This is a genomic window from Verrucomicrobium sp. BvORR106 (assembly GCF_000739655.1).
Classification (GTDB): Bacteria; Verrucomicrobiota; Verrucomicrobiia; order Verrucomicrobiales; family Verrucomicrobiaceae; genus Verrucomicrobium.
On sequence record NZ_BATR01000164.1, the window covers coordinates 100,447 to 127,332 of the forward strand.

Here is a 26,886-nt window from a genome sequence, read left to right on the forward strand (position 1 = left end):
CCCCATGCGGCTCACCCGTTATCTCCTTGCCCTCGTCAGCGGATTTGCCCTCACGTTTGCTTACCCTCGCTGGAACGTCGGCCTCCTCGCCTGGCTTTGGATCTTCCCAGTGCTCTACGCCCTCTGGAGCAACCGGCTCTTTAGCCTGGAGAGGAAAAAATCCAGGGTGCGGCACGGATTCAAGGTCGGCTACGCCGCTGGCTTGGCTTTCTTCGTGCCCAACCTTGCCTGGGTCCGACATTCCTCCCGGGTGGTCCATGGAGCCATTGGCAACGAATGGATGGGCTGGGGACCAGAGCTGATGGGCATGGGGGCCGTACTCGGCCTGAGCCTGTATCTGTCCCTCTACTGGGGTCTGTGGGGTTCCTTCGCCGCCACCATCGCCCGGCCTCGCATCAGCGCTGATGGACTGCCGACCGACGGAGACTCTGGAAAACTCTTCAGCGTCTCGCTGGAGTCCCTGCGCTCAGCGTTCCTGACGGGAGCCATGTGGGTGGCCTGTGAGTGGCTTCGCGGCATCGTCATGACCGGGTTTGGCTGGAACGGCCTCGGGGTGGCGCTCCATTCCAACATTGCCATGATCCAGAGCGCTGATCTGGTGGGAGTAACCGGCCTTTCCTTCCTGCCGGTGTTTGTGGCCGCGATCGGGTACAACACCGTTCTACGGTTCCGTCAGGAAATCCGTACTTCCCGGGTGCGACCGCATGCAGACTTCTTTCTGGCCATCTGCCTGCTCCTCACCAACTTTGGCTACGGAGTGTACCAGCTTTCCCGGCCCTCCGGAGAATCCGTGCGTCTCAACCTCCTGATGGTGCAGCTCAATCTGCCCCAGGGGGAAAAATTCCTGGCGCGAGGCACAGGGGAAGGGGTCGAGGAAATCTACCATGGCCTGGCGCGGCTTACCGAGCTCTTTGTCACCCGGCCATCCGAAAACAAGCCCGATCTCGTGATCTGGCCGGAAAGCGCCCTCCCCTATCGCTTCCATGATCCTAACCACATTCCTTTCCTCAATGACGTGCTTGGCATGGGAGATTTTTCCCTGCTGACGGGTACGGACATCGAGCTTCCCAATGAAGCGATGTACACGGGTGCCGCCCTCATGAAGGGGACCTTTGATCATCATCAGCTTTATCAGAAGATCCATCTCGTCCCGTTCGGCGAGTACCTGCCGCTCCGGGAGATCCCCTTGGTGCGTGCCGCATTGGGGAACGTGCTCCCGGGAGATTTTCAGCCCGGCACCTCCACCGAGCCCCTCCTGCTTGACCGCCCCTCAGGCGTCCAGTTGATCCCGCTGGTCTGTTTCGAAGACACCGTAGGCCGCTTGGCCCGGAAATTTGTCCGGGAGGCCCCGCAGCTTATCGTGAACCTCACCAACGACGGCTGGTTCCTGCAGAGTGAAGAAAACGAGGTTCATCTGGCCAACGCCATCTTTCGCAGCATCGAGCTTCGGCGTCCCATGGCCCGGGCCTGTAACACCGGGGTGACCTGCGTGATCGACGCCCAAGGACGCATCCCCAAAGGCGCCAAGCTGCTGGATCGCAAAGGCAGCGTCTTCACAAAAGGTGTCTTGGATCAACAGGTCAAGATCGAGAAGAAGCCGGAGCTCACCTTCTACGCCCGCTTTGGCGACCTGTTCTCCATCATCATGCTCAGCCTCTGCGGTCTCACCATCGCAGGAAAGTTCATCCTTTCCCGCAAGCAAAAGACCGCCCCCGCCGAAACAGCTTCAGGAGCCAACACGAAATAGAACCAAGAGCTACACCAGCTTCACGTAGTACTTCCCCGGAAGGGGTTTCACCACGCGTTTCATCTCGAGCTTCATGAGCGTCGCGGAGACCGCCGGGCCGGAAAGGGTGGTGCAGCGTCCGGCGATTTCATTGATATGCGCTTCCCCGGAGCCGATGGCTTCGAACACGGCGGCCTCGTCCAACGCCAGAGTGACGCCAGGTTGCACGCTTTCCACCCGTGGCGCTTGAGGCTCCGTCGGGAACAGGGTCATCAAATCATCCAGGACATCCCCACCATCCAGGATGAGCTTGGCCCCCTGTTGAATGAGCCGGTTACACCCTTGGGATGACGGCCTGTCAATATTGCCCGGCACGGCATAGACCGTCCTCCCCTGCTCCACAGCTTGTTGCGCCGTAATGAGAGAACCGCTTCGCCCCGGGGCCTCCACGACGACAATCCCGCAGCTCCAGCCGCTCACGATGCGATTCCGCATGGGGAAAGTCTGCTTGTCCGGCGGGCAGTCCACCGGAAACTCGCTGATGACGGCTCCGTTTTCGGCGATCTTCTCTGCCAGCGCTTTATTCTCCGGCGGGTACAGTTTCCCCAAGCCCGAGCCAATCACGGCAATGGTTCTTCCCTTGCTGGCCAGCGCTCCTTCATGCGCCGCGGTATCAATGCCTCGAGCGAGGCCGCTGATCACGCTGTAGCCTGCATAAGCCAGCTGGAATCCCAGCTTCTTGGCCGTGCTCAAGCCATACTGGGTGGCATGCCGTGACCCCACGATGCCAATGCCATGCTGGTCCCGTGGAAGCAGCGTTCCCTTCACGTAGAGCACCAGCGGCGGATCATAGATCTGTTTCAACAGCTTGGGATAGCTCGCGTCATCCTGCGTGAGGACCGTGATCTGTTCTTCGGCAATCCTTCGCAGCTCCCGGCTCAGATCCACGCGATCTTCCCACCCGGCCACCAGTTGAGCCAGCTCCTCCCCAAAGCCCTCCACCCGCTTGATATCTGATGCCAAAGCGGACAACGCCTCCACCGGACCGCCAAACCACTCCACCAATCGCCGCACCCTCACCGGGCCGATTTTGGGCAGAAGATTCAGAACGAGATAGGCTTCGGTACGGGTCATGGGAGGACTGAGTGGCAAAGGTCAACGCGAAGAGAAACAACTACTCATTTGTACAGTTGCCCTCGCGTGTGTCAACCACGCGCCGGGGTCCAATGTGAACTCTCCGGAGCAAGTACGATTATTATCGTTGACCAAATCAAACTACCTATGCCATTTTATACGATAATCATCGTACATCTACCACACATCGGCGAGCAGCTTGATCTATGGACTCGATCATCAACTCCCCCTGGCTCAATCATCTTGGGATGGGCTTGCTCCATTCCCTATGGCAGGGGTTGGTCATTCTAGCTGTCACGGCCACCATTTTGGCACTGTGCCGACGACGTTCCCCAGAAGTACGTCATCGGATCTGCCTGGCAGCAATCGCGTCGTTGACGCTTTGTGTACCAACAACCGTAGCTTGGTTGGGCCGAGCTACTGCCACGTCTTACGCCCTCCAGAACCGCTCTGAGGCTCCTGCAATCGCTCCCACAACGATGTCGCCGGGAACTCTATCCACCCCACGCGTAAATAGAGAGACCTCGTTGTCCTCGCCATTTTCCAACGAGCTTCAGCCTCTCTCAATCTCACAGTGGCGATTCAACTGGACCGCAATCATTGCTCTGGGATGGGTGCTGGGCATCGTACTGCTCACCCTGCGATTGTTGGTTGGGCACCGGATTTTCGCTCGCATCAGATTGGGAGCCTCCTCGTGGGTCGCGCCGCCCCACGTTGGCCAACTTCTGACCAGAATCGGTCTGCACACTGCCAAGATCCTGGCTTCCCCCGCTGTGCCTGTGCCCCTGGTCGTTGGCTGGATTCGTCCAGTGGTTCTGCTTCCAGCACAGCTGATTGGCAGGATGGACCAAGAGTCATTGCAGACGCTGCTACTGCATGAACTGGCCCATCTCAAACGACGGGATCCGGTGATCAATCTGGCACTCACAGCCATCGAAACTCTGCTTTTCTTCAACCCTGCGGCTAGAGAGTTGGTCCGCCGGGTCAGATGGGAGGCTGAACTCGCCTGCGATGACTTTGTCATTTCCATAAACCCAGATCGTCAGGTCTATGCCAGGGCATTGGCTCAACTGGAAACGTTCCGGGATGAGAGACTTGCATTGGCTGCCACAGGACACCATCACCTGCTGACGCGGCTGCAAAGGATTCTCCGTATGCCAGCCGATTCTAGCCCGAAAGGTCTGTGCCCCCTCTGGCATCCGGGTCTGATGATCCATGCGGTGACAGCTTTGTCGCTAGTCTTCGCCGTTATCGCCGTGCCTCGCGCGGCCCGCGCGATGACCGATGAGGAGAGGATTGCCTCAATCTCTGCCATCGAGATCAATCTACCAAAAGAGTCCGAGGTCCAATGGACGGCTCGAGCACAACTGGTTGACGACGCCGGAGTAACCTTGCCTGTGGTGAACACGAAGATCGCAACGTTTTCTATTGGAATATCAGACGCATTCGAGACGGATGTGTCGTCGAGCTTCAATGTCCGCGGGCGAGGGCAGTGGGCACAAGTCTCCGCCTGGCCTGATGGGTACGCTCCGGTCACTACGAGGATACCCTCGCCTGACCTTGCATCCGGCGCAGCCTCCCATCAGGTAAGAATCGAAAAAGGATTCCCAGCAGAACTAATGATCGTCAACGAGGCTGGCGAACCAATCCCTGGCGCGATGGTTACTGTGGATTCTCCGGCACCCGAAAGAAGCGCCTTCCAACTTCGATCTCCGTTTGAATCTCAATCAGACGGCCGAATTCGTTTCGGCAATGTTGCAGCTTCGTCCCGTGTCACGTTGGAAGCGTTTGCCCACGGTTATGAATGGACCCTTTTTGGGGGCATACGTTTTTTACCGGGCGAAGTGAGAACTCTTACTTTGAAGCGGGCCACTCCAATCACGCTGAAGGTGCTCGACCAGGAGACTGGGAACCCCGTCGAAGGCGCCTGGGCGTTCTGCGGAGGTCGCGGCTGGGGAAACTCCTTCAATAGCTGGTCTGATCAACAGCCCCCGCTCGCTTCGACTGCTTCAGACAGAGAAGGCCGCCTGGACTTGGATGTTTGTCATCCGTCCAGTCTGTATGGTGTGATCGTAAAGGCGCCTGGATATGCCCCCAAGGCATTGCTCATCCCGCAAGGTGGGGCCAGTCGCCCCAACCATCTGCAAGTCCATCTCACGAGAGGGCTGAAATTTGACGCAACGATCCACGACCCGCTTGGCATCCTCCCTGAACTCGCAGCAGGTGTGAAGTTCTCAGCGATTTCCACGCTCGATCTCCCGAAGCTAAACGATTGGCAACTGAGTGTGGGTTGGAGATCAGTCATCCCAATGGACCGCGGGCTCAGAAACCAACGAGTCGCCCTAGGAGAACTTTCTCCAGGCCCCTTGGAAGTAGTTTTGGGACGAGGACTCACCTGGAAAAGAGACCTCGCTCATTCGCTGAGCGACCTGGATCTGTACATCACTCGATCAGGAATCACCGAAACGCCGCCGGCCAACTTCGCCGAAGAACAAAGAGAGACCCGCAAGATCATCTTTAATCTGGTCCCTCCGAGAGGCGGTCCTCGGGCTTCAGGTGAAGTCGAATTCAACGTCCAAGCCAAACCGAAATTTGTCAGGGTGGAGAACAACTCCCTGCAATTCGACGCGCCTCTGGGAGCCCAGGTATCAACCGAGGGGCATGGGCTGAAAGGCTACACCCTGTTCGGAAGGTTTCCTTTCTTCGTGGTCACTGCAGGCGCATCCCCTGTCATACACGAACTGGCCTTGATTCCAGCAGGAAGTGTTATCGCAAAGCTGGAACTCCCCGAACGTCTTGGCAATGTCTCAGGTGATGTTCTGGACGATAGCGAGCTTGGCACCTCAAGACCTCCCATAGCCCCAAGGATCGAATTCTTGAAGGATTCTCAAACTATCTACATCTCGAACCTTCCATTTGGCAACAAATACCGGTTGATGCTCAACGCTCGCTCGCTCTTCATCGAAAGCTCATTGTTTGCAATCGATGAAGAGAATCCAATTCGTGAGTTCATCTTCACCGTCCGTCCGAGCCCACCCATCCAAGTCACTATACTGGAGCCGGACGGTTCACCTTGCCGCAACAAACCAGTCAGGTTGCGGTACACGAGCCACCTTTACACAAGTAACAAGGCAGAACAATTCACCGACGGAGATGGGAGGTTGACCATTGAGAGCCTCAATTTTGAGGCTCCCGGAAAACACCATCTCACGCTCCCCGCTGAACCAGGAATCCAAGCATTCGAAGCGTATCTTGTGCCCGACGCCCCCTTGCAGCAATTTCAACGGCAGATCGCGAACTAAAACCGCAGCCCTTTGATCGCGCTGATGATGTGCGCTTCGGTGACGTGCTTGCTCACGTACGCATCTCCCAGGGCACGAAGCAGCACGAACCGGATGCTGCCTTCGCTGAACTTCTTGTCGTGCTTCATGTAGTCCAGAATCGTCTCCGTCGTCATCCCTTCTGGCAGCCGGGTGGGCAGTTGGAAAAGCTTCACCATGTTGGCGATCTTGGCGCGCCCCACGGGAGGCAGACCCGCGAGTTGAGCGGACAAGGACGCGGCAGCGATCATGCCCAGGCTGATGGCCTCGCCGTGGAGCAACTGGCCATAACCAGCGCTGGCCTCAATGGCATGGCCGATGGTGTGCCCAAAGTTGAGCAGAGCGCGCTCGCCCGTGAGCTCATGTTCATCGGCTTCCACGATGCGGGCTTTGATCGCCACATTGCGGTGGATCAACGCTGCCAGGTCGCCTTTGCCCTCTGCCACCTCGGCGATGGCTTCAAACATGAAGGCATCCCGGATCGCAGCGTGTTTGATGATCTCTGCGAACCCCTCGCGATACTCCCGTTCTGGGAGGCTGGAGAGGGTGTCCACATCCGCCAGCACCAGGCTGGGCTGATAGAACGTGCCGAGCAGGTTCTTGCCCTCAGGGGTGTTCACCCCCGTCTTGCCACCTACACTGCTGTCCACTTGGGAGAGTACCGTGGTGGGCACCTGGATAAAGGGAATGCCGCGCAGGAAGATCGAGGCGGCAAACCCTGCCAAATCCCCGATCACGCCCCCGCCCAATGCGACGAGAAAGGACTTCCGGTCCAAACCTGCCTTCAGCATCTCACGGCAAACGTCTTCCACCACCGCCATGGCCTTGCTAGGCTCTCCCGCGGGCACCGCCACCAGTGTGGCCGTGATCCCACTCTGTTCGAGGCTGTCGATCACCGTCTGGCCGTAAAGCGGCTCGACGTTGGTGTCCGTCACCACCACACACTTTTTCCGGCCCAGAAGCTCGGTCGCGTAGGTACCAACATGCGGGAGCAAGCCGCTCCCCACATAGACATCGTAGCTACGTTCGGCGAGATTGACGCGGACAGAGAGGCAGTCGGACATGGAACTCCCAGTCATGAACGGGGAGGAGCCGAGCGCAAGCGGGTTTTAGCACCACCTCCCTCACTTCTTGGCTTTGTCCTCGAGTGAGTCCCAACCCCAAGGATTCTCCACCATCCAGGTGAGTGCCTGCCGCATTTCGGGATCTTCCAAGCCAGAGATCCACTTCCGCATCTCATCTGGCTTCCACATGGCCCAAAATCGCATTCCGCAGAAGGTCCGATCCAAGGCACCATCGTCGTCTGAGTCAAAGCTCTTCCCGGAGAATACCTTGATCAGCATGGAACGAGGATACTGTTCCATCAAGGCAGGGCTCGTGATGAACGAATAAGCGTAGCGAGCCGCCTCTCCGACATCAATCTGCAGCCAGCGCTCCATTTCCAGGATGCCCCAACCGTCGGGAAAATGAACCAGCCCTTGTCCTGAATGAGCGGTCTGCCACTTGCCAATATCGAAATCACGCAAGGCTCCCAGTCCCCAATGACTCCGGTTAAAAGCTCCACCGGTGGGATATGCCGCATGCCAGAGAACTTCTGAGAGTGGGTCGGGGCTTGCCTGCATCGCACCCGCCTTCAATGCCTCAACGGGACTTACCTCAGCCCAACATCCATAGAGGGCAGGCAAATATCCACCCCTATCCGCCTCCGCCAGCCATGCTTTCCTCGACTCCCCGGTCACATGCTCAAGAAGGATACCGCGTGCGGCCATGCCCGTTTCGCTGAACTTCGGGTTCTCACGTTTCGCCCAAGCCTCCATGGAGGCTCTATCCAGTTGCGCCCAAAGCGATAGGAACGACAACGTGATGGTCTGTTGTTCCGCATCGACCGTGCCGCCGTTCTCCTCCTTGCGAGCCATGTCGAGGGCCAAGTCGACAAGCTTCGAAGCAAACTCAGGCTTCACACTGAGGCAACGAACCATGCTAACCCGCCTCTCAGGACCTTCAGGTAGCAAGCTCGCAAAATGGTTCAGATTCCAATCCCCACTACTCCTGAGAATCTTGACCAGCCCACTGCCGTCAATAGAGACATCATCCCCCGATGGTCCATCAGGCAGACGCGAAGGAGGCAACGATCCCGTGCGATCGACATATGCTGCGGCATACTCCTTCAAAATACGGATCTTTTCATCCTTCCGCAGTTCCGAGGCTTCTATGGCTGGGCCAATCGCCGCGACATCTTCTGGCATGATCCAGAACGAAGACTTCTGGAATGCCGCTGGGTTGGCTGCAGTCACCTTGCCCCAGTCCCAGCGGGCGAGATCCAGAAGGTTGTGAGAAATAGTCACGTCCAGCAGCTCTCTTGCTTTGCGCCATGCACCTTCGGGATCGCGCTCGGCCCATACTCTCAGGAAAAATGACGTGAGCGCGCGAGGATGCTGTGTGCCTTCGTATACCACGCTCAATCGAAATGCTGACTCGAGATTCGCCACAGGGATCTCGCGAAGGTATTCGGCCAACATGGGATACCGGACCGTCACATCAGGTTCTTGGAACAGAACCTTCAGCACATCTGGCATGGATAGCCTTTCATCGTCCCATGGCACTCGCGTCAATGGAGCAAAATCTGAAGGCTTCCAGTCCAGTCGCTGGGCTGAGGCTGGCAGAATCGCCATCAGCGAGATCATGATCATCAACAGCCGCGCTTTCATGATTTAGAGAATCAACTTTTTCAACTCAGCGACCACTTGCCCGCTTCCCCCACGGATTCTCCAGGGTCCAAGTTAGGGCTTTCTGCATTTCAGGATCCTCCAATCCGGCAATCCAATTCCGCATCTCATCCGGCTTCCACATGGCCCAGAAGCGGAGCGCGCACAGGGTCCGGTCAATCATGTCGGAGTCTGAAGCCGCGTCATCGTCCCCCTTCAGCAATCTGATCAGGTCCCCTCTCGATATGGCCTTGGAGTCCGGAAACCGAGTGAGATACTCAAAACCATATCGAGCCGCCTCCCCCGCATCGACCTCCAACCACTGCTCCATCTCGGTGTAACCCCAATGCCAGACAACCGATTGCACTGCCTCTTCTGACATGTCCGGGAGAACACGACGCAAATCATAACCCCGCACTGCTTCCAAACCCGGATGACTTCGATTGTAAGATGAGGCCCCTGGATAGACGGCCTCATTTGCCACGCCACACAAGATGTCGGGATCGCCATATTTGCCTGCGGCTTCCAGCGCTTGCAAGGAGGTCACACGGCTCCATGCCTCCAGCAACTCCACAAGCGAGGATGGCGGATTCTCCGCGACTCGCGAGGCCGCATCAATCCAGCGTTTCCGAACATTCGCTTCAACGCTGCTCATCAGAATTCCCTGAGCCGTTCTCCTGACCGTGTCGCTCGTGAGGCGGGGTGCATCGATCCACTCGAGCATTCCAGATCGATCCAACTTAGACCAGAGCAGCAGATGACAATGCAAGTCACTGTCGATGGGCAAAAGCTCAATCCATTCCTCAGCAGCAGCAGGCTGCATAGCCATCAGTCTTGCCACCCCAGCGCGGATCGCCGCCGACTTGCGATGTGCTTCATCTACGGCCTGCAGACGCGTCTTCAGATTCTCCGCCGCAAGCTCGAGCACCTGATTCAATTCCAAGTCTCGTGCGGAATAGCCTGAAGCAGGTGAATTGGGCAATGTCCCCGCCTTGTCGATGAAGAGATTCGCGTAGTCTCTCATCAACTGCTTACGAAGCTCGCCAGGCCGTCCTGGATCCGCCAACGCAGGCCCCAATCCCCCTAGGGATGAGACGTTCAACCAGTATGAAGATGCCCGGAACGCATTGAGGTTCACCACTCGCAAGGGACGATTATCCCACCTGTCGAGGTCCAATGGATGTCCTTCCAACACCACACACTCCATCAATTCCTTTGTCTTGGCCAAAGCCTGTTCAGGCTCACGCGCAGCCCACAATGGTAACAGAAGCCCCACCAGATCATTTGGGCGCTGAGTGCCTTCCAACTTCACACAGAGCTCAAATGCTGCCTCCAATTCCGACCCTGGCAGATGCTTGCGAAAATACTCAGCCAGCACGGGATACCGCACTTCGGGATCGGGCTCCTTGAAAATCTTCTCCAGGACATCGGGCATCGACTGATCGTGCTCCCACCAAGGCAATGACGTGAGGGGCAAAAACTCGTCAGCCTTCCAGTCCAGCCGCTGGGCCACTGAGACACTGGCGAAGCAAAACAACACAGAGAGGCAGACAAACGGCAACTTCATTAGGAGGTGCCTTGGAAGGTACAGGCAACCGCCTTTCCCGTTCAAGAAGCTTCTGAGCCATCCTCTCCGTTTCACCATTGGCCCTGCGTTATCCCGGGTCCAACTAAGGGGGAACTCATCTCGAGATCATCTCCAAGACGGCGACAGGAGACTTTTTCGAGCAAGCCTCCAGCCAAGCCCTTCCTCGAAGAGGATGCGGCTACAAGCCCAACGTTGGCGAGCTTCCAGCGAGTCTACGTTGGGTGCATGAATGCAGTTGCTTACTCCGAAGGAGTTGCGGCGGTCTGCGCCACGTGATGTGCGCAGTGTTCAATGGCATTCAAGGTAGAAACTTCAGCGCAGTCTCCCTCAGCTCATCACCACTCGTCTGATCTTCCACTGTCCCCTCTCTTCTAGCAGGCCAGTTACTTGCTCAGTCCTTCGGCAACGGCTTCGATTTCACGGAACACAGCACCATCGACCTCTAACTCTTGCCTGATAACCGTGGAGTCAATCACCCAGACAGGTTGGTCCAACACTTCCGGCTTGGGTTTGGGAGGATAAACGGGCACGATGAAATACGGCCACTTGCTCCTTACCCGCTCTACAGCCGCAATGATCGCCTCGACTTCTTCTTGAGTGTGCTCGATTTGAGTCGTCCCCCAGTGGGAATAATACACGTGATGTGAAGCGAGGGTGTAGTATACGACTCCCTCGTGTAGGGCACGCCCCACGTTCGAGAAGATGTTCCCGATCAGCATCGTGTGGGTCGGGTGAAAGGGAGGTTCTGGGAGCAAAGCGGGCGAGGCGAGGAGGCTGTTCCGAATGTGAACCTGGTGAGGGTCAATTCAACTCTTCAAGAAAATGGAAACACCTTTCCCTGTCCGGCAGCAGCTTAATCTGGTCATCAATCAATCAATTCCCGGCAACTGAATTTCAGGCCAATCCCGCTGCCCCTCCTCCATCTCCAACACCTCGAACCCTTTTTCCCGACGGAACCACTTCTCCTGGCGCCGGGCGTACTGGCGGGTGGCGAGCTGGATGGCCTCGATCATCTCTATTTCAGACAACTCCCCAGCCAGATGGCGGCGAACCTCATTCACGCCAATGGCTTTGTCCGCGGTTCCGGAAAGGTCTCCCGCCGCAGCGACCTCTTCAACAAGGCCAGCCTTCACCATGTTCAGGACCCGCTGATTGATCCGAATGTGCAGCACCTCTTTGGGCCATTGGAGCCTTGCTCCCCGATAGTCGGGTTCATGCATCTTCCAGGCGGATCGCAATTCAGACTGCGGCTGGCCAGTCAGCAGACAGATCTCCAGTGCTCGAGTCACGTACCGATCGTTCTTCAGATTCACGGTGGTGGCAGCGTGCGGATCCCTCATCAACAACCAAGCCACCCGCTCCCTCGCGGTCAAGTGCTCCAGCTTGCTTCGCAAACCAGCATCAGAAGGCAAAGGGCTCAATCCATGCGTCAGCGCTTTGACGTACAAGCCGCTTCCTCCCACCACAATCGGCACCTTGCCTCGGGAAGCGATCTCGTCGATCACCTGCTTGGCCAGCTCAGCATAGAAGGCCGCGTCCCCGACTTCCGTTAGAGCCAGCACATCATAGAGATGATGAGGCACTCGTGCCCGCTCCTCTGGCGAGGGTTTCGCGGTGCAGATATCAAGCCCTTTGTAGAGCTGAAACGCGTCCGCATTGACCACCTCCCCTCCCCAGCGTTCCGCAAGCTCCACCGCGAGCGCAGACTTCCCCGACCCGGTGGGACCGACGACGAAAAACGGAGGGATGGCGGGATGCGTGGACACAGAGTGAGGCTGGGCAGCTCCTTCAAGGTGGTAGCTTAGCTCTCCGACTCAAGAAAAAACCGCCTGCCCACAAGAAGCGGACAGGCGGTTGGGAAGGTCAATTTTCGGTCGACGAAAGCTTAGGCAGCAAGCGTTGGGCCGGGCTCCTCAGAGGAGGCCTCGGATTCGGCAGGGGCCTCCGAAGACTCTCTCCGGGGCTCCTCGTCATCACGAGGAGACATCGGCTTGGCACCACCCACCACGAGGGGGCGGCCCATGAAGTCTTTGCCGTTCAGGTCTTCCACGGCCTTTTTAGCCTCGTCCACGCTCATCATGGTAACGAAGGCAAAGCCCTTGGAACGCTGAGTACGGTTGTTCACCACCACTTCGGCATTCTTCACACGGCCGGAACCGTTGAAGAGCTCGAAGAGATCGCTCTCAGAGGCATCGTAGCTCAGGTTACCCACATAGAGACGCTCAGTCGTGACTTCCGAAGAGATCGGAGTCTGGCGCGGAGGGCGGGCAGGTTTAGGAGCGGACTCCGGGCGGGTGGTTTTGGCAGCTTCACGATCACTGCGGGCGATCGGTCCAAGCTCACGGGGAGCTTTAGGCTGGGGGGCTGGTTTGGCAGGCGCTTTGGGCTTGCCAAGCAGACCGAAGGTCACCACGGAAAGGAACTTCTGGAATCCCGTGGGTTCAGGGGGCTTGGAGCGGTTGGGGCGGAAGTTTCCGCGGGTATCGCTGCTGCTGCTGCTGTGGTTGCTGTTAGGGCGGTTGCTGCCACTGCGGTGGCGGCGGCCTCCACGGCGCCCATTCGGGCGGCCGGAGCCATTGCTGTTGTAGTCGCTCATCGGAACGGTATTTTGTTTGCTCTGGTTTCGGAGCGAAGCATGAACCAAGGCGCGGCACGGCACGGATCCGCAAAAACGGCAGATCCAGCTATTTCCGAAGCGAACGGAGAAAGTGCGGCGCGGCTGGGGCTTCGCATGCAGTTCAGGCCACCGGCGGAGACGGCTGGCATCGCCGAAGATGCGCGGTGGCGGGTCAAGGCAGCACAAGAAGCTTCCGGAGTCACGGATGACTGGAAGGAGAGGCGGTTAGGTGCTTTTCGCGGGCTTGGACAGCGCATTTGCGAAGCATTTCCAGGACTGGGCCTCAAAGCGGCATGCTTTGACGAACTGATAGATTTGACAGTACGGGGATGCACGGAGTGGCGCAAGGGGTTTTTCCCGAGGCGAATTTTTGTCTCGCAACGCCTTCAAGCTCAGTAACAGCCCGCCCTTTCGTAGAATCACCCCACAACCAACAAAAAACGCCTGCACGCTGGAGAGCATGCAGGCGCTTTTTTAATGGATCAAAAAGTCAGCGATCAGGCAGGAACACCGATGACACCACCGGGAAGGCCGCCTTCCTGCTCGTCTTCAGCAGAGCTGGAGGTCCGTTCAGGAGTGGCTTTAGATACGGGTGGTGGTGTCGGAGGCTTGGGCGACTGGGGCGGATTCTGGATCTTCCCGGTTGCCATGATCTCCTTGATGTGGCTGCCATCGAGCGTCTCGAACTCAAGCAAGGCGTGAGCGATCGCGTCCAGCTTGTCCTTGTGGGCAAGCAGGATGTCCTTGGCCTTGGAATAGGCTTCGTCGATCAGGCGCTTCACTTCTTCGTCGATCTTCTGGGCGGTGGCGCCGCTGTAGTTCCGGGAGCGACCGAGGTCGCGGGCCAGGAAGACTGCGCTCTCCCCTTCCCCGTACTCGACCATGCCGAGCTTCTCACTCATGCCCCAAGCACAGACCATGCTACGGGCAATGTTCGTCGCCTGGCGGATGTCGCCCATGGCTCCGTTGGTCACATCGCCGAACTGGACTTCTTCTGCCACGCGTCCGCCCATGGCGACAACGAGATCGTCCAGAAGCTCGCTCTTCCGGTGAGTGAACTTGTCCTCTTCCGGCAGCCACATTGTGGAGCCGAGGGAGGGGCCGCGGGGAATGATGGTCACCTTGTGCAGGGGATCCGTGTGCTCCAGGAGTTCGATCAGGATGGCGTGTCCCGCTTCATGGTAGGCGGTGTTTTCCTTTTCCTTCTCGCTCAGCGCCAGACTGCGACGTTCCCGGCCCCAACGCACCTTGTCGCGGGCTTCTTCAAGCTCGGGGGTACCGATGGCCTTGAGGTTCTTACGAGCCGCCAGAAGAGCCGCCTCGTTGATGATGTTCGCAAGCTCTGCACCGGAGAACCCAGGAGTACCACGGGCCACCTTGCTCAAGTCAGCGCTCTCGCTCAGCTTCACGCGCTTGGCGTGGACGCGGAGGATTTCCTCACGCCCCTTCACGTCTGGAAGGCTCACCGTGACCTGACGGTCAAAGCGACCAGGGCGAAGCAAGGCAGGATCCAGCACGTCAGGACGGTTCGTAGCGGCAATGATGATGACGCCCTCCTGGGTGTCGAAACCATCCATCTCCACCAGCATGGCGTTCAGCGTCTGCTCGCGCTCATCATGACCACCGCCGAGGCCGTGGCCACGGTGACGACCCACGGCATCGATTTCGTCGATGAAGATGAGGCATGGGGCGTTCTTCTTGCCCTGCTCAAACATGTCGCGCACGCGGCTGGCACCGACGCCGACAAACATTTCCACGAAGTCGGAACCGCTGATGCTAAAGAAGGGAACGTCCGCCTCACCAGCGATTGCCTTGGCCAGCAAGGTTTTGCCCGTACCGGGGGAGCCCACCATGAGCACGCCCTTGGGGATCTTGCCACCCAGACGCTGGAACTTCTTGGGATCCTTGAGGAATTCCACCAGTTCCCAGACTTCTTCCTTGGCCTCTTCCACGCCGGCCACATCCTTAAAGGTGATCTTGTTGCGGTCCTGGCTGAGGAGACGGGCCCGGCTCTTGCCAAAGCTCATCGCGCCACGGCCAGCCATTTTCATCTGCTGGCGGATCAAGAGGAACAGCCCGACAAATACGAGGATCGGCAGCAGGGTGAAGAAGATGGTCCCCGTGTAGTTGGTCTCGTACTTGGGAGTGATGACGATCGACTCCACCTTGGACTTGTCGATACCTTCCTTCTCGGCATTGGCCAGACGCTCCGTATTGGCCTTGTCGATCATGCGATGCAGCTCGTCCTTCTGGAAAGCGACATTGACTTCCGTGGTGAAGTTGGCATCCGGCACCTTGGTTTTGCCATCCACCGGCACCCCTTTGGTGTACACACCACTCAGGTATTCCGTGCCCGTGCCTTGATTGGTGATCAAGAGCAGCGGTTTTTCCTTGGTGCTGATGATCTGGTCGTTCTCCAACAACTGCTTGAACTCAGCAAAGTTCAACTTGGTGCCGCCGCCGAGACTTTTGTCCTGATTCAGGAAAAAGGCCCATGCGATGATAAGCGCGGATGCGCCGAGGAGCACCAAGCCCTTCCAATTGAACTGGGGCTCAGGCGTCTTGCGGTTGTTGCGCTGGGGATTCTGTTCTTCGTCGAACATAGTGAAATAGTAAAAAGAGGGCTTTAGAGAGGATACACCGATCAGAGGTCGTGGAAACCCTTAAATTTTGGAACGCTGACACTAAGCCCCCGGACGCACCCGATTGCACGGTACGAGGGCTGAGCAAGGGTTTAGTGACAGTGTTGTCAAGATTGTTCAAGCCCTGAATCTTTCTCTGCATCAAAAAGCAGCCGGGCGCACGCACTTGCCCTTGTGTGCGCCCTCATGCCATGTCTAGTTTGAGCCTCCCTTGCCCATGTCGCCCTCCGCCGAGCCCCAGCCGCCTCCTCCGCGCCCCAAAAAAGGGCCGGCTCGTCCGGCGATATCGCCGCTGGCAGGCGGACGCACAACCTGGTGGCAGCGCCTCCTGACCCGATTTACCGGCCGCAGTCCGGACTCGGCGGGCAACACCATGTTGCCCGTGCTCATGGAAGTCTTCGCCGGTTTCTCGAAGATCGACGGCTCCGTGATGGAGGAGGAGATCGACTCCAGCCTGGGCTTCATGCGGTATGACTACCCGGAGGCCATCTACTCTGAGCTGCGCCGCATCTACTTCGAGGCACTGCAGAAACCGCAGGATCTCAGCGCCCGGGCCCGTGACCTCAGCCGCAGCTTGACCGTCGAGCAGAAGATTCTGCTGGGCGTCCAGCTCTACCTGCTCATTTCCCGCTCAGAAAACTCCCGCCAGCAGCTGGTGGAGTTCTACCTGTTCATGACCAATCTGGGCATTGCCGCCCAGGCCATCGACATTGTTTACCAGCTCAATGCCGAAGACAAACCTGCGGATGACGGGGAATTCCGGAGCAAGGGCGGCCAGCCCCTGGAGATGCTCCGGATCGCCGCCCATGAGCCGTGTGACGTGCTCCTGCGCTCCCTGGGGGAGGACTGCTCCGTGGCCGCCTTCCGCTATCAGAACCTGCTCCTGATCAAGAATGTCGGAGCCACGCCCGTGCTCGTACGAAGCCGCACCCTGCGGCCGGGGGATTTCTCCCGCCTCTATCAGGGCGAGCGGGTGGTTCTGGATGACGTCTCCCTCGACTACGCAGACCTGATTGGCTACTTCAACGCCAAGAAAAACCTCACGGGCACCCAGCTGTACCTGACCCTCACCGATGAGGGCAGCGCTGAAATCGCCCAGACACGCAGCCGGGGCACGAACCTACGCATCAGCTTCGGCCTGGGCGTCACCATTGAGGCGCTGCGTGACACCGACGCGAAAATCAATGGCAAGCGCCTGCGCGAAGGCACCATCATCGAGGCCTCGATCGAGGACAAGATCATCGCCAAGGGCGAGCTGGAGATCTCCCTCCAGGAACTGCGCCGCCGCGCCCGGGAGTTTGGCGAGCAGTTCCGTCTTGAGGGCAGCCGCAACACCTACCTCGTTTCCAACAACCCGGATCTGCTGGACGAAGGGGACATCCTCCTCTCTCAGGACGGCGACGGCGAGATCCTGCTCAAGATCATCTGCAACTACGAGGACAAGACTGGTGAACTGGAAGTGCTACGCGCCGACCGGCCCATCCTGGTGGGGAACATTCCCATCAAGGACCGGGCCATCCTCAATGACGGAGACACTCTGACGCTCGGGGAGGGGCAGTACCTGCGCTGCCACTTCGCCGACCGCATCATTGAAGAAGAGCGCAACATCATCCGGCAGGTGGAACTGCGTGAAGTGGGGCACCGCTTCGACCAGCGGGACACAGCGCTGGACAGCATCAGCCTCACAGCCCGACGCGGGGAGATGATCTGCGTCATGGGCCCCAGCGGCTGCGGCAAGAGCACCCTGCTCCGCACCATCGGAGGCCAGTTGCGCCCCCGCTTCGGCGACATCCAGATGAATGGCTTCCCGCTCTATGGAAGCCTGGACAACCTCTGCCCCTACGTCGCCTACATTCCGCAGGAGGACGCCTTTGACTCGCTGCTCAAGGTTCAGGAAAATCTCGACTTCTCCGTCGCTGTGCGCTGCCCGCACCTGCCTGGTGACGAGCGCCGGAAGCGTGTCGACGCCAAGCTCGTTGAACTGGGCCTCAACGAAATGCGAGGGCGGCTGGCAGGAACGCCCCAACAGAAGTTCCTGAGCGGTGGCGAACGCAAGCGGCTCAATGCGGGCCTGGATATGATCGGCATCGCGGATGTGTACTTGTTCGATGAGCCGACATCCGGCCTGTCATCGAAGGACTCCGAGCACGTCCTGGACCTCATCCGCTCCTTGGCGCGAAACAAGATCGTGCTGGCTTCCATCCACCAGCCGAGCATGAAGCTCCTGCAGATGTTCGACAAGGCGCTGCTGCTCGACAAAGGCGGGAAGATGGCCTACTTCGGCACCCCGCAGGGCATGCTGGAGTATTTCTGGCAAGCCTACTGCGAAGAGACCGCCCCCCAGGAGGAGAACGCCGCCAACGTGCCCATGCCTGACATGGTCACTCCGGACTTGGTGTTCGACGTGCTGGAGACACCCCTGCGCGATATCAGCGGCGACATCATCCACGAGCGCACTAGCGACGGCCACTTGATGGCGGCACGGCGGTTCCCGCCCAACTTCTGGCGCGACCGGTACCAGACACACGTGCTGATGAGCAGCATGTCGCAGTCGGAGACGCGACGGGAAAACGCCCGACGGGAGGAGTCCCGCGGGGAATCGCTTTCTCAACAGCGCAAACTGCCCAAGCCACCCCGGCTCACCATGCGGGAGGAGTCCATCCTCTTCGCCACCATGGTCAAGCGCGCGTTCCTGAGCAAGCTGCGGAACCGGGCGAACCTCCTGACGACCCTTCTGGAGGCCCCCTTGCTGGCTTTCCTCATCTCCATGGTGCTGCGCTACTCGGAGGATGACGCCTACACCTTTGCCAGCGCCTTCCACATTCCCACCTACCTGTTCCTTACCTTGGTGGTGGCCATGTTCCTGGGTCTCACAAACAGTGCGGACGAAATCATCCGCGACCGGCCCATGCTGAACCGGGAACGAAATCACAACCTGAGGGTGCGGTACTACATCATCGGGAAGATCCTCTCGCTCTCGACCTTCTCCCTCATCCAGTGCGTCATCTACCTGCTCATCGGCAATGCCGTGCTGGAACTGCGGGAGATGTTTGTCGTCCATTTGTTCTGGATGTTCATGACCTCCCTCACCGGGGTCTGCCTGGGGCTGCTTGTCTCCACCCTCGTGCATGACATCCGCACAGCGCTCAACATCATCCCTCTGCTGCTCATCCCCCAGATCATTCTCGGCGGGGCGCTGATCAAGTATGAGGAAATGAACCGCAACCTGGACTTCGTGTACTCCATCCGCCAGTGGTCGGCCAAGGGCGAGGACAAGGACACGACGGAGGCCAGCAAGCTCAAGGTCCCGCTGATCTGCCAGATCATGCCCCTGCGCTGGTCCTATGAGAGTGTGATCATCTCCCAGGCCCGGCTCAATCCCCTCAGCCGAGCCCAGTCCATGCTGGAGGACCGCATCCAGGGCCTGATCAACTTGCCCCGGCACATTCCCATGACCGAGGAGCAGCGGGCGGATCTGGACCTGACCAAACAGGCTCTCGCTGTCGTCTCCGGGTTGCAGGATGTGGACGCCTCTGGAGTCAGCAGCCGGCTGAGCCGCATTCAGGAAAGCGTGGCAAGGGGGCACCTCTCCCCCGACGACATGAAGCTGAAAAAAGGCGTCAGCGCGGAAGAAATCTATGTGAACCGCAAGGTCCTGGACCTGGTGACCAAGGCAGAGATGGAGCGTGAGGACTACCGCCGCACCGCCAGTCCCAACGTCTTCTTTGGCACGATCAAGACCTACCCCCTCTTCGAGCCATCGACCCCGGCTCCGGCAGCTGAGGATGAAGCAAGGGCGGGAGCACCTACCAGCCTCGGCGAATCCCGGGTGAGCAGCGCAGCCGCAAGCACGGCCAACAACGTCCGCAAGGCGAAGCCCTGGTGGCAGGAACTGCGGGTACCCACGCTGTGGATGAACTTCATCGTCATGGTGGTCACGCTCGTGATGGTGATCGCCGTGCTGGACATCTCCCTCCGTCATCAGCTATCCAGGGTGTAGAAATGCAGCTTCGCAGGAAGCGAGGCATTTTGCAGCTTGTCAGTGACAACCCCAGGTTCCTTCTGTATTTCCTCGGGCTGACAGATGCCTTCGTTGTCACCTTATCAGGATGCCATTCCCTTTCTCTGGCTGGGCGGTTTCGCGCTCTGCCTGGGTCTGCATCTTTTGCTTCACCCGCTCGCGAAGGTGTTCCGCCAGGCGCTGAACTGGCTGGGCAGGCACCCGGCCCCGGTGCTGTGGCTCACCGCAAGCCTCACTTTTAGCCGCTACTGGGACCATCGGCTGGCAGAGAAAGCTGCCGTCATCGAGGGAGCCCAGGGAAATGCCGCCGAACGGATGTCCCTGGAGATGGCCCCCTGGCCGGAGGTCTTTGTGGATGGGCTGATCAGCGGGTGGCAGCAGTTCGGCCTTCTCTTTCACCGCGTGCTGGCATTCCCCTCCCTCTGGCCCGGTCACTGGGCAGATGCCACCCTGCTGGCCCTGATCTGCGCCTTCACTCAGGTTTGGTTCGGCTGCTACCTGATCAATACCCGCAACATCTTCACTGAAGAAGGTCTCTCCCTCCGTCAAACGCTGGTCCGTTGGCCGAATGTGATCCTGCTGGCCGCCTGTCAGTGGCCCTGGTGGTGGATCCAAAAGCAGCCAGGACCGGAGTGGAACTTTGCCAAACACTGGCTCCTGCCGGAGTACCTGCTCTTCCTCGCCCCTCTCCCCCTGGCTATCGCCACCCTGCGGGGCAGTGTCCTGGCCGTGGGAGAGCTGACCCTCCACTGGTGGTTGCAGCGGGGAGGGCTGCTTGCGTCGTTCGCCATCACCGCCCTTCCCATCCTGGCACTCCTCCACTTTTGTTTAGGGGTTCTTCCTGACCAATTGCTGGTAAACTGGCCTATGGCAAAGTTCTTTATGGAAGGGGTCCTCATCGCCACCATCCATTTGTGGCTTTTCGTCAGCGCTGCCTTGCTTCTCTTGTGGGGTGGGTATGTTGATGATGCTCCCGTTTCCCTCGAAGAAGCATGACCCCTGGCGAGTCCGTCACCAACCAGATCGCACGACGCAGCAAGTCGAACCTCGCGTTCGCCCTGTCCACGCTGTCGCGAGCCCGGAAGCGGGACATGATGACCTTCTACGCCTTCTGCCGCGTGGTGGACGACATCGGAGACGAGGACATTGCCAGCGTGGAAACCCGGCGGCAGATGCTTCAGGAATGGCGGGACGGGCTCCTGCACGGATTCCCCCGCGCTGACGATCTGCAGAGCGAGATCGCAGAACTTCCCAAGCGCTATCCCATCGATCGCGCCATGATGGCGGAGATCATTGACGGTGTGGCCAGCGATCTGGACCACCGGTTCTATGAAACCCATGAGGAGGTCCTGGCCTACTGCTACAAGGTCGCCTGCGTGGTGGGCCTGGTTAGCATCGAGATTTTTGGCTACACGAACCCTGCCTGCAAGGATTACGCTGTGGCCCTCGGTTATGCCCTGCAACTCACCAACATCATCCGCGATGTCGGCGAGGACGCCCGCAATGGCCGCATCTACCTGCCTCTGGAGGACCTGAGGCGCTTTCACGTCACGGAACGCCAGATTCTGGAAGGACGTCCGCCTGCCAGCTTTGAGGCTCTCATGGAGCATCAGTACCAGAAGGCGATGCACTACTATGCGGAAGCAGAGAGACTGCTTCCCGAAGTGGATCGTCACCGCATGCTTGCCGCAGAAATGATGGCCCAGGTGTACAGCGAGATCCTTCAGAAGATCCGCAAGCACCGCTTCCAAGTCTTTGGTCGCCGCATTGGTCTGAGCAAGCTGCGTAAATTCGCCATCCTCGGTGCCTACACGGCCCGGGGGTTCATGCGTGCGGTCTGAGCCTGACTCCCGGTGGGATCTGTCGTCGCGGTGAATAGTTCATCCGGCTTCCTCGTCAGAGCCATCCCCTCTTCCCAGGTTTTCCCAGCCCAGTCCATGCCCGGGCCGAAACTTCGGATTTCCAAAGCACTTGCAACTCCGTCGATTTGGACCACCTTTTTTCGTCATGAAAACGCCCACCCAGCCCGGCTTCAGCCCCCTTTTTGTGGCCGCGGCCCTGCTTATCACCCCCGTCAGCCAAGGCTTCGCGGCAGATCGCGACCCTTCCCAGCCGCCTGAGAAGCTTGGCTCACGCATCGTCAATTTTTTCAAGGGATTGGTGGACCGCGATGAATCGCCCCCAGCCTACAACGAGTACCCGCCCTCCCGTTCCTACCCGCCTCAAGGGCAGGGTCGGCAACCCCGGCGCTTCAACCTGGATGCCCCGCCTCCGATCCCTGGTGACTCCGGGGACTACGGAAGGCCGACCTATGACCAGCCCGAACGCCCGGCCTCCCGCCCGCGCACGAATGCGAACGTCAGTCCGGATGAAGAGTACGATCCGCCCGTAAACCGCCAGGGCGCCAACTCAGGCCCACGTACCCAGCAGGACCTCCCGTACGAAACTCCGCCCACGGAGCCAGCGCCCGCTACGCGGCAAAAGCCCGTAGACCCCCCTACCCGGCGGCAGGAGCCGTCCCCCTCCATGAGCAAAACGGCGAACCAGAAAAATAATCAGCCTGCGACTTCGAAGCCCAGCGAGACGCCCTCGAAACCCGCGAGCAACAACCATTCCCCTGTCTCCACGACTTCCAACTCGCCGGTGAGCAGCCCTGATAGCACGCCAGAACCGCCACCGCGTCGGCAGGAAACTCCTGCGGATGAGCCGAGCACCGCCTCGTCCCCTCCTGCTCCCTCCAAACCCTCCACTCCCAGTCCGGCAGCTTCAGGTGCCCCATTGGTGGGCTCCAAGACCGCCAAGCCGGGCCGCGTGAAGAGCCCCTACCCGCCCTACAATGAGCTGGACGTGACCGGCCTTTCCAGCGGATCGCTGGCGATGGACCCCACCACCCAGAAGGTTTTCCGAGTGCCCTGAGACAGGGCTTGCACGACTGCCGCACTGACCTGAGCGCGTGGAGGAAGAGCCCTCTGGCCTTCCCCGCGCCCGTCAAGATTGCGGCATAAAGGTGCTAAATTGACCCTGCTTAAAGGCCCGTGATTCACGGGCTTTTATCCAATCAGGCTCTCAAACAAGCAAACCTTTGCACGGCGCTACATGCCTGCTAAGACAAGCGCGATGCCAGAACGCTCCCGTACGCACCTTCTCCTGATTCCCTCCTTCAACACGGGCTCCAAGCTCGTGGAGACGGTGAAGGGAGCCTTGGAAGAATGGGCCCCAGTATGGGTGGTGGTCGATGGCAGCACCGATGGCAGCGAGAAAGCGGTGGAAGCCCTCCTGCCCCAGCATGAAGGCGATCTCAGGATCCTCAAAATGCCAGTGAACTCCGGCAAGGGATCCGCCGTGCTCTTGGGTACCAGTGAAGCGGTGAACGCGGGATACACCCACGTGCTGACCATGGATGCCGACGGCCAGCATGCCTCCGGTTCCATCAGAAAGTTCATGGAGGCCTCCCTGAGCAAACCGGAAGCGGTCGTACTGGGTTTGCCTCAATTCGACAGCAGCGCCCCACTCATCCGGCTTCGGGGAAGACGGATTGCCAACTGGTGGGCCAGACTGGAAACCCTGTCAGACCTGGGTGACTGCCTCTTCGGGTTTCGCGTTTATCCGGCAGCCCCGCTGAAGCAGGTGATGCAGAGAACCCGCTGGGCGCGCCGCTTTGACTTCGATCCCGAAGTTGCCATGCGGCTGATCTGGAAGGGACATCCCCCGCTAAACGTCCCCGCCCCCTGTCGATACTTTACCAAAGCCGAAGGCGGCGTGTCCCATTTCAACTACTATCGGGACAACGTGCTGCTCACCTGGATGTTCGCCCGGCTCTTCTTTGGCTTTCTGTTAAGACTTCCAAAGTTGCTTGGAAGGAAGCTCCGTAGTAACTAGTTCCCATGAGAAGACCTCCCGCGACGCTGCTTAGACTCTGCCTGGGCGCTGGTATGGCGCTGATTCTTGCCTCCTGCTCCTCGACCCCAGTCAGCCTGGACTATCAGCCAGGACTGAGCCAGGGTCCCGTGGGCCCCCGCCGTGTCGCCGCCGGCCGTTTTGCCGATTTGCGCAACGATCACCCCTACTACTTGGGAACGGTCAAGACTCCCATCGGCACGCCGATCGAGAACATCATGGCCAACGTGCCTGTGGCAGAACTGGTTCGGAACGCCTTCGCGCACGGCTTGAGCGCCCGGAAGATGCTGGTCTCCCACACCACAGCACCGTACATGATCACGGGTGAGATCCTCGAACTTCGCTGCGACCAGGTCGTCAGGCCGGCAGCTTATGTTAAGATTCGCGTGAACGTGGTCCGGTCCGGCGGTGGCCAGGTGCTCTTCAGCCGCGTCTATGCTGGCGAGCGTGAACTGGGTGCCTACATGCCCGGGAGCGGCTCCCCGGTCCCGGTGCTGCGCGAGCTGATGTCTCGTGCTCTACAGGACGTAATTGACCGCGCCCTGGATGACAGCGCCCTTCGGTCACGACTCAAGTCCCCGGCGGCAACCAGCTATGGTACCGACGTGCTGTAACCTCCCTGTTTGACCCCGCTTCCTCCAGCACCTGCCCCAGCGCCTCCCACCCACGTGGCGAGGCGGATGGATGCGCAGCCGTTGAAGTTGGTCGCCCGCACCATCTCGGGCCGGTACGGCAAGCCGTTTGACCGCCACTTCGCCTACTGGAAGGTGCAGATGGACCCCCTCTACCAGGGGGTTGGCGGATTGCTGGCAGGCTCATCCCTGCCCGTGCTGGATGTAGGCTGCGGCACCGGGCTGCTCTGTTTCTACCTCCTGGAGCAAGGCGTCCTCGGCCCGCTGCATGGGCTGGACTTTGATCCCCAAAAGATCGCGGCAGCACGAAAGGCCGCAGAAGCCCTGTCGAATCCCCCTGTTTTCCATCAGGGAGACGCCCGTGATCCCTGGCCAGATATCTCTGGTCACGTCTGCCTCCTGGATGTGCTCCACTATCTGCCCCCAGACGCCCAGGCATCCCTGCTCACTTCCGCAGCCCGCCACGTCGCCCCCGGTGGGCGGCTCGTGATTCGCACCGGCCTAAAGGCGGAGAACTGGCGCTACCGCGTCACCCTCATGACGGACCGGCTCATGAACCGTCTGAAACTCATGAAATCCCCTCCCGTCTCCTATCCAGAGCAAGGGGCTCTGGAGACGATGCTGAATGGAGCCGGATTGCAGCTGATCACGGCGCGCCCCCTCAACGAGGGCACCCCGTTCAACAATCACCTGCTGATCTTCGGACGAGGGACCTCGCTGGAAAGCAACTTGGCCTAACGCCGCTGGCGAATGTTCTTCCCGCCCCCCTGGCTGACCTGGTTCCCCTCGCGGTCCAGCACAGATTGCGTCCAGTCCATGACTCCGTCCCGGGGAAACACTGCCCGGGTCACCATGGTGTATCCGGTGAGATCGTTGGCAGCGGTCCAGATGAAGGTCTTGGTCGCCGGGTCATAGGTCCCCTCGGCCACACTGGGTGTGTCAGTGTCCTTCGCCACGATCTGGGAGTGAAACTTCCCGGTCAGTTCATCGAACTTCATGATCATGGAGCTGTACACCGGGGACTGGGTCGCGGGATCAAGGGTGACACTGCTGTCACGCATCAACTGGGTGCGGGCCGAGTTCCAATTGCAGATCATTTTCACGCGAGAGTTGGCCTGACCATTGATGGTGCCGGACCATTCCCCGGCATACAGATCCAAAGGCGCCTGAGCTGTCGCCCTGGTCGCCGCAGCAGTCCCAGATGGTGACACCGGAACCGCGACGGTAGTCTTCGCTGGCGAGGGCACGGCCTTTGCGATCGTCTCCTCTGTCACTGCCAGAGCTTTCACTGGCACCGGGTCTCCACCCGTAAACGTGGCACGGAAGGCCATCAGCCTTGTCTCTTCACCAATAGGCCGGGCAAACAGGATCCAGCGGCCTTGATGCGATTCGCAGTGGCGAATGAGGGGCTCAACACTGGAAGCTCCGTCAGACAGCGGGTCTTCGATATCCACGGTGAAGGTCGCACTGGGCAGCGGCATCTGCCACTTCCACCGGACGACCATGGCGTTCCCCACCACCCGCTGGGGTTCTGAAGTTGCGGCCAGGGGCAGCGTCGGCAGAGCCGAAAAGGAACCTCCGGCTTCCTGCATCGTTTTGACAAGGAGGCCCCACTTCTCATCCGGCCAGTAGAGATCCAGCACCCGACCCGCATATGCCGGCGGGCGAGCCAGATCTGGACGCACATGATTCACCACTCGCCAGAAGAGCGAACTCGGCACACGCCCCTCTACCAACTGGAGACTGCCGCCCTGGAAACGAACGGGCTGCCCCGGTTGGGCCACCAGCGAAGGACGACTGGCAATCGGGAGGATGAAAACAGAGTGGTGCAACCGCGCCCCCGCACCCGGCAGCAGATGCCCAGCCACCGCAGTGGCTTGTTGCAACCCTGCCTCCCATTGGTACTCCAGTTCTTTGCCTGCCTGAGTGCCTTGCAGGCCGGCCAAAACGCCTGCGGTACGCCCTTCCATGGGAGCGCGGAGCAGACGGGTGAGCGTCAACCCCTCCTTCAGCGACTTCCCGGCTGGACTCAAAGCACCGATTGCAGCGGCGAATTGAAACTTCGCTCCATGCGCCTGGGCCACCATTCTTAGGGTCAGCCCCGGCTCCCGCACTCCTGGTCCGCCTGGCGTCGCCACCACCTGCCCGCCGGAAGAATCAAAATGGGGACTCACCGTACCGGCGCCCACCGGCATCAAAAATCCTTCGTCCACAATCACCTCACCACTTCTCGAGGTGCGCCACCGTTCCAGTTCCTGGTTGAAGGCGGATTCGCTCAACTGGGTCCCCTTCTCCACGAGCTGGGAACTGCTCTCCACGACTACAAGTCGGCAGACCAAGACCGGGACATCGTCATAGGATGGGGCACCTGCCGGAGCCGCCGTTGCGGATGCCAGTGCCAGGCCATTTAGCCCCCCCAAGACGGCGGCGATGATTTCACGTTTTAAGACCGGCCAGCGATGGAAGGAGGAAACACGACGCGCAGAAATCATGGAAATTTATGGATAAGCTACTTTCAACACAGAACGGGTTCCGGCTCGCGTCGTCAAACGCAAAGCTGTGGCCTCCCAGACCTGTGTGGATCACCTCTCCATCGCAACTGAA

18 protein-coding genes are annotated in these 26,886 nt (G+C 59.4%); 9 read left to right on the forward strand and 9 right to left on the reverse strand.

The genetic code is table 11. The features are described 5' to 3' along the window. Nucleotides 1-4: 4 nt before the first annotated feature. Nucleotides 5-1,747: an apolipoprotein N-acyltransferase gene (lnt, locus tag BV106_RS29655; protein WP_038170876.1), complete on the forward strand. Its 1,743-nt coding sequence runs from the start codon at nucleotides 5-7 to the stop codon at nucleotides 1,745-1,747. A gap of 9 nt (nucleotides 1,748-1,756) precedes the next feature. On the opposite strand, the gene dprA is transcribed toward lnt, so the two are convergent. Continuing rightward, nucleotides 1,757-2,860 carry a DNA-processing protein DprA gene (gene dprA / locus BV106_RS29660; RefSeq protein ID WP_051946484.1) on the reverse strand — a complete coding sequence of 368 codons (1,104 nt, stop codon included), beginning with the start codon at nucleotides 2,858-2,860 and terminating at the stop codon, nucleotides 1,757-1,759. 248 nt (nucleotides 2,861-3,108) lie between these two features. Here dprA and BV106_RS29665 point away from each other — a divergent pair, with 248 nt between their 5' ends. After that, a complete protein-coding gene (locus tag BV106_RS29665) occupies nucleotides 3,109-6,162 on the forward strand; it encodes a M56 family metallopeptidase (RefSeq protein WP_343123384.1) in 3,054 nt (1,017 codons plus the stop codon). Here BV106_RS29665 and aroB read toward each other — a convergent pair. From aroB to ftsH, 7 genes are all read right to left on the reverse strand, one after another. Further along, nucleotides 6,159-7,244, reverse strand: a complete 1,086-nt coding sequence (gene aroB, locus BV106_RS29670) for a 3-dehydroquinate synthase (protein WP_265596206.1) — start codon at nucleotides 7,242-7,244, stop codon at nucleotides 6,159-6,161. The two genes, BV106_RS29665 and aroB, sit on opposite strands and share 4 nt — an antisense overlap. Nucleotides 7,245-7,304: 60 nt before the next feature. Next, nucleotides 7,305-8,888, reverse strand: a complete 1,584-nt coding sequence (locus tag BV106_RS29675) for a hypothetical protein (protein ID WP_265596207.1) — start codon at nucleotides 8,886-8,888, stop codon at nucleotides 7,305-7,307. 25 nt (nucleotides 8,889-8,913) lie between these two features. Beyond that, nucleotides 8,914-10,452, reverse strand: a complete 1,539-nt coding sequence (locus BV106_RS29680; RefSeq protein ID WP_038170884.1) for a hypothetical protein — start codon at nucleotides 10,450-10,452, stop codon at nucleotides 8,914-8,916. Nucleotides 10,453-10,856: 404 nt separating this feature from the next. Further along, complete coding sequence (locus BV106_RS29685; protein WP_038170886.1) at nucleotides 10,857-11,192, reverse strand: hypothetical protein; 336 nt, start codon at nucleotides 11,190-11,192, stop codon at nucleotides 10,857-10,859. Nucleotides 11,193-11,342: 150 nt separating this feature from the next. Further along, nucleotides 11,343-12,239, reverse strand: a complete 897-nt coding sequence (gene miaA, locus BV106_RS29690; protein WP_038170888.1) for a tRNA (adenosine(37)-N6)-dimethylallyltransferase MiaA — start codon at nucleotides 12,237-12,239, stop codon at nucleotides 11,343-11,345. A 119-nt stretch (nucleotides 12,240-12,358) separates the two neighbouring features. After that, on the reverse strand, nucleotides 12,359-13,069 hold the full coding sequence (locus BV106_RS37685; protein WP_081892428.1) for an RNA-binding protein: 711 nt from the start codon (nucleotides 13,067-13,069) through the stop codon (nucleotides 12,359-12,361). Nucleotides 13,070-13,587: 518 nt separating this feature from the next. Continuing rightward, nucleotides 13,588-15,693 (reverse strand): ATP-dependent zinc metalloprotease FtsH, encoded by a 2,106-nt coding sequence (gene ftsH, locus BV106_RS29705; protein WP_038170892.1) that lies wholly within the window; start codon nucleotides 15,691-15,693, stop codon nucleotides 13,588-13,590. 256 nt (nucleotides 15,694-15,949) lie between these two features. Here ftsH and BV106_RS29710 point away from each other — a divergent pair, with 256 nt between their 5' ends. The 7 genes from BV106_RS29710 (at nucleotide 15,950) to BV106_RS29740 (ending at nucleotide 25,020) form a co-directional block, all read left to right on the forward strand. Beyond that, nucleotides 15,950-19,732 (forward strand): ABC transporter permease, encoded by a 3,783-nt coding sequence (locus BV106_RS29710; protein WP_038170894.1) that lies wholly within the window; start codon nucleotides 15,950-15,952, stop codon nucleotides 19,730-19,732. Between the two features lie 84 nt (nucleotides 19,733-19,816). After that, nucleotides 19,817-20,749: a hypothetical protein gene (locus BV106_RS29715; protein ID WP_038170896.1), complete on the forward strand. Its 933-nt coding sequence runs from the start codon at nucleotides 19,817-19,819 to the stop codon at nucleotides 20,747-20,749. Continuing rightward, the gene (locus tag BV106_RS29720; protein ID WP_038170898.1) at nucleotides 20,746-21,594 is read left to right on the forward strand and encodes a squalene/phytoene synthase family protein; all 849 of its coding nucleotides are present in this window, start codon (nucleotides 20,746-20,748) and stop codon (nucleotides 21,592-21,594) included. Before BV106_RS29715 ends, BV106_RS29720 begins: the two co-directional genes overlap by 4 nt. 166 nt (nucleotides 21,595-21,760) lie before the next feature. Beyond that, a complete protein-coding gene (locus BV106_RS29725; RefSeq protein ID WP_038170899.1) occupies nucleotides 21,761-22,669 on the forward strand; it encodes a hypothetical protein in 909 nt (302 codons plus the stop codon). Between the two features lie 201 nt (nucleotides 22,670-22,870). Further along, complete coding sequence (locus BV106_RS29730; protein WP_038170901.1) at nucleotides 22,871-23,632, forward strand: glycosyltransferase family 2 protein; 762 nt, start codon at nucleotides 22,871-22,873, stop codon at nucleotides 23,630-23,632. Between the two features lie 5 nt (nucleotides 23,633-23,637). Beyond that, nucleotides 23,638-24,264, forward strand: a complete 627-nt coding sequence (locus tag BV106_RS29735) for a hypothetical protein (protein WP_265596208.1) — start codon at nucleotides 23,638-23,640, stop codon at nucleotides 24,262-24,264. Nucleotides 24,265-24,273: 9 nt separating this feature from the next. Beyond that, nucleotides 24,274-25,020: a methyltransferase domain-containing protein gene (locus BV106_RS29740; protein ID WP_265596209.1), complete on the forward strand. Its 747-nt coding sequence runs from the start codon at nucleotides 24,274-24,276 to the stop codon at nucleotides 25,018-25,020. Here the strand turns inward: BV106_RS29740 and BV106_RS29745 are convergent. Beyond that, complete coding sequence (locus tag BV106_RS29745) at nucleotides 25,017-26,774, reverse strand: hypothetical protein (RefSeq protein WP_038170905.1); 1,758 nt, start codon at nucleotides 26,772-26,774, stop codon at nucleotides 25,017-25,019. The two genes, BV106_RS29740 and BV106_RS29745, sit on opposite strands and share 4 nt — an antisense overlap. Nucleotides 26,775-26,886: the final 112 nt, after the last annotated feature.